The sequence below is a fragment of the Pseudomonas laurentiana genome (assembly GCF_014648275.1).
Classification (GTDB): Bacteria; Pseudomonadota; Gammaproteobacteria; order Pseudomonadales; family Pseudomonadaceae; genus Aquipseudomonas; species Aquipseudomonas laurentiana.
Window position 1 is genome coordinate 1 of record NZ_BMQU01000047.1, and the last position, 8,530, is coordinate 8,530.

The 8,530-nt window shown below is 54.2% G+C and carries 11 protein-coding genes; 7 read left to right on the plus strand and 4 right to left on the minus strand.

The window, feature by feature from the left end:
* Positions 1-17: 17 nt before the first annotated feature.
* Positions 18-1,135 (minus strand): IS3 family transposase gene (locus IE038_RS23490; RefSeq protein ID WP_189396390.1). Its coding sequence is split into 2 segments (ribosomal slippage): positions 18-901 and positions 901-1,135, totalling 1,119 coding nucleotides; the frame shifts between segments, so codons are not numbered across the junction.
* Positions 1,136-1,172: 37 nt separating this feature from the next.
* Here IE038_RS23490 and IE038_RS23495 point away from each other — a divergent pair.
* The 4 genes from IE038_RS23495 to IE038_RS23510 all read left to right on the plus strand — a co-directional run bounded on the left by IE038_RS23495 (position 1,173) and on the right by IE038_RS23510 (position 3,528).
* The gene (locus IE038_RS23495) at positions 1,173-1,643 is read left to right on the plus strand and encodes a hypothetical protein (protein ID WP_189396391.1); all 471 of its coding nucleotides are present in this window, start codon (positions 1,173-1,175) and stop codon (positions 1,641-1,643) included.
* A 310-nt stretch (positions 1,644-1,953) separates the two neighbouring features.
* Positions 1,954-2,877, plus strand: a complete 924-nt coding sequence (locus IE038_RS23500) for a hypothetical protein (RefSeq protein ID WP_011953102.1) — start codon at positions 1,954-1,956, stop codon at positions 2,875-2,877.
* A gap of 205 nt (positions 2,878-3,082) precedes the next feature.
* Complete coding sequence (locus IE038_RS23505; RefSeq protein ID WP_011953103.1) at positions 3,083-3,307, plus strand: hypothetical protein; 225 nt, start codon at positions 3,083-3,085, stop codon at positions 3,305-3,307.
* Positions 3,308-3,321: 14 nt separating this feature from the next.
* On the plus strand, positions 3,322-3,528 hold the full coding sequence (locus IE038_RS23510) for a hypothetical protein (RefSeq protein ID WP_011953104.1): 207 nt from the start codon (positions 3,322-3,324) through the stop codon (positions 3,526-3,528).
* Positions 3,529-3,671: 143 nt separating this feature from the next.
* Here IE038_RS23510 and IE038_RS24740 read toward each other — a convergent pair whose 3' ends face one another.
* Both IE038_RS24740 and IE038_RS23515 read right to left on the minus strand, forming a co-directional pair.
* Positions 3,672-3,800, minus strand: coding sequence for a hypothetical protein (locus IE038_RS24740; protein WP_003253468.1), 129 nt, complete (start codon positions 3,798-3,800; stop codon positions 3,672-3,674).
* A 122-nt stretch (positions 3,801-3,922) separates the two neighbouring features.
* Complete coding sequence (locus IE038_RS23515) at positions 3,923-5,620, minus strand: phosphoethanolamine transferase (protein WP_003298414.1); 1,698 nt, start codon at positions 5,618-5,620, stop codon at positions 3,923-3,925.
* Between the two features lie 490 nt (positions 5,621-6,110).
* Between IE038_RS23515 and IE038_RS23520 the strand changes: the two genes are divergently transcribed.
* The 3 genes from IE038_RS23520 (at position 6,111) to IE038_RS23530 (ending at position 7,917) form a co-directional block, all read left to right on the plus strand.
* The gene (locus IE038_RS23520; RefSeq protein ID WP_071890582.1) at positions 6,111-6,449 is read left to right on the plus strand and encodes a zinc ribbon domain-containing protein; all 339 of its coding nucleotides are present in this window, start codon (positions 6,111-6,113) and stop codon (positions 6,447-6,449) included.
* Positions 6,450-6,503: 54 nt separating this feature from the next.
* On the plus strand, positions 6,504-7,409 hold the full coding sequence (locus IE038_RS23525) for a cation diffusion facilitator family transporter (protein ID WP_102053881.1): 906 nt from the start codon (positions 6,504-6,506) through the stop codon (positions 7,407-7,409).
* A gap of 157 nt (positions 7,410-7,566) precedes the next feature.
* Positions 7,567-7,917, plus strand: a complete 351-nt coding sequence (locus IE038_RS23530; protein ID WP_011953105.1) for a DUF3147 family protein — start codon at positions 7,567-7,569, stop codon at positions 7,915-7,917.
* A gap of 32 nt (positions 7,918-7,949) precedes the next feature.
* On the opposite strand, the gene IE038_RS23535 is transcribed toward IE038_RS23530, so the two are convergent.
* Complete coding sequence (locus IE038_RS23535; RefSeq protein ID WP_011953106.1) at positions 7,950-8,276, minus strand: DUF2790 domain-containing protein; 327 nt, start codon at positions 8,274-8,276, stop codon at positions 7,950-7,952.
* Between the last annotated feature and the right edge of the window lie 254 nt (positions 8,277-8,530).

The following is an 8,530-nucleotide window of genomic DNA, read 5'->3' on the forward strand; positions in this document are numbered from 1 at the left end:
CTTGGATTTTTTGAACCTCAAGCAGCGAGGGCCTCAAAAATCGGTGGGTACTTCAGACCTTCCTTAGGGTTATAAAACATCTCGATGTAATCGAAAATATCACTCCGGGCTTCTTCGCGTGTTCCGTAGATCTTTCGTCGGATTCGCTCCCGCTTTAACAGCTGGAAAAAGCTCTCTGCAACGGCATTGTCGTGGCAGTTTCCTCGCCGGCTCATACTGCTGACCACATTGTTAGCCTTCAGGAAGCTTTGCCAGTCTGAGCTGCTGAACTGACTACCTTGATCTGAGTGAATCATCACTTCTTGCTTCGGTTTACGCCGCCACACCGCCATCAGCATGGCGTCGATAGCCAGGTCGCTGCTCATCCTGGGCTTCATTGACCAACCGATCACTTGGCGAGAAAACAGATCCAGCACTACTGCCAAGTACAGCCACCCTTCGTAGGTGCGGATGTACGTGATATCTGTCACCCAGACCTTGTTCGGTTCATTGACCTTGAACTGCCGGGCAAGGTGATTGGGTGAGGCCACCGTGGGCTTTCCGCCATAAAACCCTGGGCGACGGCGATAGCCCGTTTGCGAACGTAGCCCCTCTGCCTGCATCAAGCGACCGACTCGGTTTCGACCGCATGTCTCTCCCAGCTCTCGCAGGTCATCGTGAATTTTACGATAGCCGTAGACGCCTCCGCTTTCTAACCAAGCATGTTTGATCAAGCCGAGTAGGCGTTGATCTTCTTTTTCTCGGGCAGATTGGGGCTCAGCCAGCCAAGCGTAGTAGCCGCTGGGATGCACTTTGAGGGTTTGGCAAAGGCACCGCACTGGGTAATCAGTCGAGTGCTTCTTGATGAAGGCGTACTTCAGCCGCACTCCTTGGCAAAGTACGCGGCGGCCTTTTTTAAGATGTCTCGTTCTTCTGTCACACGCTTAAGTTCGGCCCGAAGCTGACGCAGCTCGGCTTGCTGGTCATCATCTTGCTGACGCTGTTCTTGGGGCTTGCTGTAGAGCTTGATCCAGGCGTAGAGACTGTGAACGGACATCCCCAGGCGCTCGGCGACATCGGCAACAGGTTTGCCTTTCTCGGTCACTTGCTTGACCGCTTCGATCTTGAACTCTTCGGGGTAACGCTGGCGACTCATGGCACCTCCTATTTGGGCCTCATTATGAGGCTTGGAGGTGTCTACGAAACTAGGGGCGATTCAGTCCCACCATTACAACCGTATTGCGATGCCGGACGAGTTGGTCAACCGCCTGAAGGCAGACCAAGGTGACGACGGCATGAAGGGCATCGCCGTGCTTGTCGACGATTTCCTCCATCAGAACAACCAATTTTTCGCTAGTGCTTGGGTTTCCTTCAACCCCAAGGGCGAGATTCGCGACCCGGCTGAGCCCTACGAGGTGGTGTTCCGGTTTTTGACCAAACGAGAGCACGCCAGGCGCGCAAATGAGCTGCACGACCAGCTGAATGAAGTGCTCGGGGTGGCCAGAAATCTCAACGATGGGCTGTACTTCGGTGGAGCAGACGTCACGGTGCTACAAGACTTTACCATGCTCGATGCGGAAGACTTCGTGCGGTACAACCTTCACGACTGGCTCAGTGTTGGGGATACCGATGAAGATGAAGAAGGTGCCGATGATGCTGACTGAGCTGCTATCGGCCTCCCCTTTAGGATCTGGGTTTGACCTTAGCTGACCGGCTGCTCTACAAACCAATTGATTTTCTCCGGAGCCGGTGTCACTGTCGCTCCAAGAATAGCCCCCACGCCTCGGGCAGGTCCCAGACCTGTACTGCGCATCAGGGGGTTAGTTGTTTCTAGGGCCCGCCCAGGTCGATCAGGCATGCTTTGGGCTGGCCTCAAACCAGTGGGTGACCACCAAAAGGGTCAGTTAGGCCTACTGCTGCCTATCCTCGCTCGTTACCATCCAGAAACCCTCTATTGATACGGTTTCAGCAAAGATGGATGTCTATAAGCTCCGCATCGAAGACACAGAAAGCAAGATCATCGACAAGGAAGGTTTCGAGGCCGAGACCTTCCGCAGAGATCCGTGGTACCAGCCTGGAAGTGCGGGCAAGCTAGCTCAGTTTGCTGTATGCCCGGCATGCGACAACCCTGTCCAGCTGGTTGGGCTGTATGAGCTACCGCCTAACGTGAAGAACCCATTCGGGAAACATGCTACTAAGAGCATTCGCGGCATCGCTCCATTTGATAGTGAGGCCCGTAACGATTGCCCGTACTTCAAGCCTCGCCAGCATAAGAAAACAGAACGAAAAACCAGGTTTGACGGCGTCCCGCGGAAGATTCTCAAGCTATTGATCGAACAGTTCGATCGCGTGGTTTACATCCTGGAGAAAGAGACCCAACTGGTCCTTTCCGAGAACGCGTTGAGAGGCATGCTGCAGCGTTACAAGGGAGAGCGTGGCTACCTCTATACCGGCGCGACGCTTCGCAATGTGCCATGGATCTTTGCTTACATGTCGGACGCCACCCGCCTGTTTGGCCAGAAGGTCAGTGGAAATGCTGAGCTGGTGAAAGCTATTGCCGCTGAGGTGCCGGGGGCGGAAATCAGCAGCACTGGTCGGCTGGAATCGAAGAAGGTGCCTGGTTCGAAGGCGGCATATTTTGATCTCAAAATGAGTTTCATCCGCCATCGAATCGTCAAAGACAGTGAAGCGTCTGGCTTGGTTGAAAGCATGGAGTTTGTAGTGTCACAGCCTCGCGGAGGTGAGCTTGAGCACATTCACAAGGAAGTCATCAAATTCGATTCGGCTTGGTTCGAATCTCTTATCCGGATGCCGGTTGATCATCCTTATCGCAGAATGGATAGAGTGAAGATGGCCCGGGAGGAACTGGGCGATCTGCTGGAGCTGACTCAGGCCTGAGGAGGCCTGCTGTAAACCACTTTTTTTCACTGTAAACCACAGTGGTTTACAGTGAAAAAAGTGGTTTACAACGTAGCTATGACACGCGCCCTGGCCACTCCCCAGGCCAGCGCGCTCCTCATTGGTTCGTTCAGCCGGACGTCGAACACCTGTGCTGCTCGGGGCCTTGCCACGCCGCGGTGTCCTATAATTCATCTTCAGCTGAATGGAGCAAAATGTTGTGAAGCGCACATTCATTGGAATGGTCGAGGCTGGTGAGCCACTGATGAGGCAAGCGCTTGAAGCTATCCGACAGGCCCACGAAGCGGAGGCTGCTGGATTGCCAGACCTTGAGGTACAGCGTCTTCACCTATTGGCAGATTCGCTCTATCAGGCGGTCATTGATTTTCAGCTCCTCAAAGCAGGTAAACCACCGTCGACTATCCAGTGAGGACCTGCCGCTACATGACGAAAAAGATACCAGCTCTTCTCCCCGACCACCCCATGTATACCGACGCAGTGGATGCGATGAAGCAATACCACGAGGCGCAGGCTTCTGGCTCATCTGCCGAAGAGGTTGAGCGCCTGCGTCAAATCGCAGAATCACAATTTCGGGCTGTCAGCGAGTATCAGCTCAACGCTCTGGGATATCAGTCTCGTCGTCCGCACTGAAGGGATAACCGATCCGGAGGTAGCTTCAGAATCCATCAAGCCAAGCGGAAGACTCACGACGCGGTCCGATTGATCAGCGAGACGGTCGGGAGGGTTTGCACACAGCCCCAAAAAAAAAGCAGCTCCCGAGAGCTGCTTTTTTCTTACTCCCCCTTTTTGTGCTTGTGGGGTTTCAGGTCCGGATGGTCCTTCTGCTTTTCAGGGGTGACTCGCTGCCTTTTGTCCGGAGTGCCATCTTCATTGGTGCGCTTTGGGCCTGGCTTGATGCTCATGCAAAACTTCCTTTTCCGCTTGGGTTGTTGAATGCAGCTATGTAATTAGTCCAGCTTCTCTCAGCTGTCAAAGCAGGCTGGTGCAGAACCGCCTGGCCGATGATCCGGTCCACATCGAACATTCAGAGGCCAGAATAAGAGCCTCCGACAAAGGGCTTACAAGGGGCAGTGAAATCCAGCGCTGAGCGATACGAAGACGTCTGGACGTTCATCATGCCGAGCACGGTGTGGAACAGGTTGTCGTGGCTCAGCGGTGACGTGGTTTGAGCTTTCAAACAACCCACGTTGACCTTTTCGCTCTTCGCGAGCGAGTCAGACATCCAAAGTACCAACGGCACCTTTGTTTGCTCGTCAGGAGCCATCGCGTAAGGCAGCCCGTGTAGATAGAGCCCACCCTCCCCCAGCGATTCGCCGTGGTCCGAAACGTACATCAGCGCAGTGTCGAACTTGGTGTTGGCCGCCAGGATATCGATGAGATTTGCAGTCACATAATCGGTGTAGAGGATTGAGTTGTCGTAGGCATTGACCACCTCCTCCTGCTTACATTTGTCGAGCTCGTTGGTCTCGCACACCGGTGCGAATTTCTTGAATTGCGAGGGGTAGCGCTTGTAGTAGGCCGGGCCGTGACTGCCTTTGTAGTGGAGCACCAGGACAGCATCGCCTTCCTGGCGCTTGATGAAGTCTTGCATCTCCGTGAGCAGCACCCCGTCCTTACACTCCTCGCTGGTGCACAGTTGGGAATCCGCGTGAGAGGCAGCCTTGTGGTTGGGAACCCTGTCGCAGACCCCTTTGCACCCCGAGTTGTTGTCAGTCCACATGACACTGATGCCAGCGCGTTGAAGCACGTCGAGCAGCCCTTCTCGGCTCTTGGCCAAGCCATCTTTGTACTGGGCCTTACCCACGTCCAGGAACATGCATGGCAGCGAGACCGCGGTAGCGGTACCGCAGGAGCTCACGTTCGTGAAGCTAATGACATTTCGCTTTTCTAGTTCCGGATTCGTTTCACGGGAGTAGCCGTTGAGGGAGAAGTTGGCGGAGCGAGCGGTCTCTCCTACTGCCAGTACCAGCAGCCTGGGTTTACGAGCCGCACCCTGTCGATTAACTACCGCATCAGTACCAATGGCCGTCAGCGTTTTAGGTGAGGCCAGCTGACGCTTCAGGTACCCATGGCCAGCCGCAAACAAGTTGGTAGGTACCAGAATCAGCCGGATCTCCCGATTGTTGCGCAGCAAGGAGGCATACGACTGGTACTGACTCAACGCGATGCCAGATAAGGTCAACAGAGCGAGCGACAGAGCAATGAACCTGCTGACCAAAGCTTTGGCCCAAGGCTTGCGCCGGAGGGGAACCCGGGCAATCAGGTAGACGGGCAACACCCCAACCATTGCGACCCAAAGACCGAGCTTCCAATTCAGCAGCTCGGTTGCCTCAGCGACGTCGGTCTCCACAACGTTGGTGAACATTGTGTAATCGATCACGATGCCGTAGGCATTCATGAAGTAACTCGCAAAAGACGCGCTGATCAGTACCAGGCACAGTATGGGTTTGGCCAGCCGCCCCCATGACAGCAAGCTCAGAACGGTAAACACCCATGCGAATACTATGACTGGGAGGCTAGCCGCTAGCTGCCAGTTCACTTCATCGGTTTTGAATACCAGCTTCCAGAGCACGTTCCAGAGCTCAGCGTTCGCGAATAGCAGTAACCAAAAAGTCACCAGGCCGATTAGCAAATTAGTACTGATGCCTTTCTGCCGCGCATTGCGAATAGCAAAGATCCATTTGCTTAACAGGGTGTGAACAATGGATTTGGAAGGTGTCATTATCAAACTCTGGAAGCTGCTTATCCATGGCGGTAGCTATGGAGTTAGCGGGAGCTACAAGGCAAACCGTCGACAGATGCTGAGCGATTGCGCAATGTGCGGAGCGTCAGAGGCCTTAGGCCCCTAGGCGTTGGGGACGCTTAGTATGTGTGAGGCATAGGGATAAAAAGAGAAATGAATCTCGCTGAGCGCATTATTTCCGGGACCTGATAACGACACGATGACCTCGGGATTACAATGCTGACAGAAATCCAATTACTGCTGTTTTGATTGTCATTGATCACGCTATGATCAAAATTAGGGGGATACTACCCACCAAAAGCAATGCTCCGCTCAGCTAGATAAATTTAATTTCACAAACAAAACGGTTTCGTTTTGTCGTAGGCTAATTTTGAACTTTCAATTCAACTTACAAGTCTTTCTCGCGAGCAGAATATTATTTTCAACTTTTGCTCGTTAATATGTCACCCATCAATGAGGGGCGAATACCATGAGCTTTTTCAAAAACATCCTGGGCGGGCACCATGGCCGTGGAAACCACGGTGGAGGCAAGCACCACAGCGGGGGACATGGGGCCGAGCAATATGATCGCCATGGCCGGCAGCAGGGCTGCGACGGCGGTAATCAGGTGTATGACGGCGGGCGCCCTCCCACTCCTGCCCCCATCAAAGATCTGCAGGGCTGCAGGCAGTGCCGGACGGCCAACGATCCGTCAGCACGCTTTTGTCTAAACTGCGGAACACCGCTATCGAGTGGTTGCACCGCCTGCGGCTCGCTGCTGAGTGCAGGAGCAAGATTTTGCAGTCACTGTGGCCAAGCGACGCTCTAAGGCTAGGTAGACAGGAAGGCCAACGAGACCACAACCCTGCGCAAGGAGAAATACGTGGGTTCAAATCATGACCATGGCAGCGCTGCAGTACGCGAGGGGCATCAGAAGAAGCTAATCATGGCGCTCGGCTTGACTGGCAGCTTCATGATTGCAGAAGTGATCGGTGCGTGGATTACCGGCAGCCTGGCGCTGCTGTCGGACGCATCTCACATGTTCACAGATACTGCCGCCTTGGCGATCTCACTGATTGCACTTCAGATAGCCAAGCGGCCGGCGGATCAGAAAAGAACCTTCGGCTATGCGCGCCTGGAAATTCTGGCTTCGACGTTCAACGCCGTGCTGCTCTTCCTGGTGGCGATGTACATCTTGTATGAGGCCTACCAGCGCTTCTTCATGCCGGCGGAGATCGCTACCGGAGCGATGATGTGGATCGCAATCGCCGGCCTGATCATCAACCTAATTTCGATGCGCCTTCTGGCATCTGCGAGCAACGAAAGCCTCAACGTCAAAGGAGCCTACCTCGAAGTTTGGAGCGACATGCTCGGCTCGCTTGGCGTAATCATCGCGGCACTTATCATCCGCTTCACCGGCTGGACCTGGGTCGACACGATTGTCGCTGTGGCGATCGGCCTTTGGGTTCTGCCGCGGACGTGGCAGTTGCTTCGCGAAAGCCTGGGGATCCTCATGGGGGGTGTCCCGAGGGGGCTCGACGTTACGGCAATCGAGGCCACCATCCTCGGAGTAGATGGCGTGACGGACGTTCATGACTTGCACGTGTGGGCTGTCAGCAGTGGCAGTAACGTGATGACGTCGCACGTAGTGGTTCGGGATTCTGCAGATGGGGATGCTGTGTTGGCGGCCGTCGTGGATGCTGTCAGCGATGCATTCGAAATCCATCACTGCACCATCCAGATCGAGCGGGCAGCTTTCCACGAGAGCGTTCCCTCACCCTCGCACTGACCGATCGGTAAACACCATGCAAACACATCACCCTCCTGGCTGAGGGTGATGTTGCAAAAAAAATGCGGTGAGGGATGCCGTAAACGGCAGGAGCGCTTCAAGGGGGTTGGTGAATGGCTTCGCCTGCCCTCGTCAACAACCTCCAGAAGGCTCAGCGATGGCCTGGATCATCACGAAGTACCTACTCACTGCCGGTATAGTGATTCTCGTGTCAGAGCTGGCGAAACGCAGCGACAAGCTGGGCGGCTTGGTCGCCGCCCTACCCTTGGTCACGGTCGTGACGTTGGTCTGGCTCTATTTAGAGAACCAGAGCATGGAGAAGATCTCCAACCATGCTTGGTACACGTTCTGGTACGTGCTTCCGACCCTACCGATGTTTATTGCTTTTCCATTGCTGCTACCTAAGCTCGGCTTTTGGCCGACACTGATCAGCAGCATCCTCATCACAATGGCCAGCTTCGGAGGCTTCGCCATACTGCTGCGCCGGTTCGGCATTGAGCTTCTATGATCCGGTGGCCGCAGGGATCATCTTGATGAGTCTTAACGGCTATTAACACACTCGCCCTTCACCAGGTAGCGAACCATGTGCAGTTCGCCTTTCGAGTCTTCGTAGGTCATCATGCTTCTTACATTACCGCAGTACCGCACACTGGGTGATACATACACCAACTTACCAACGTCCAGGTCCATGCCATAGGCGTAGTCTTCTAGTTGAGGCATGGGCTTTTTTACGCGTTGAGCATAATCCGCTGTAGCCTCTCTAGCAGTACGCTCGATGCGTTTATTGATCTCCATACCGCTTTGGGCATTGGCTGTTAGTGATGTAAAGAGCAAAAACACGGCGATCGCTGATACAGTAGTGTTCATAAGAAGTCCCTTAATAAAAAAGCGCCCGTAGGGGGGCGCTAAAATTCACCTACCAAAGGAGCGTATGGTTTACAGGTGAATGCACTGGCGCGAACAACTGCTCGGTGCTCTTGCCAAGCTGCTTTGAAATGAGACAATTTCCAAAGCAGCGATGCCTCTTCCGCTGCCCTTAAACTAGCAAAGGAGGCTAAGGATGGTCTGAAGTAGCCATGCATCTCTGGCTGACTTCAGCGTCTGCCGATTTCAAAATCGCC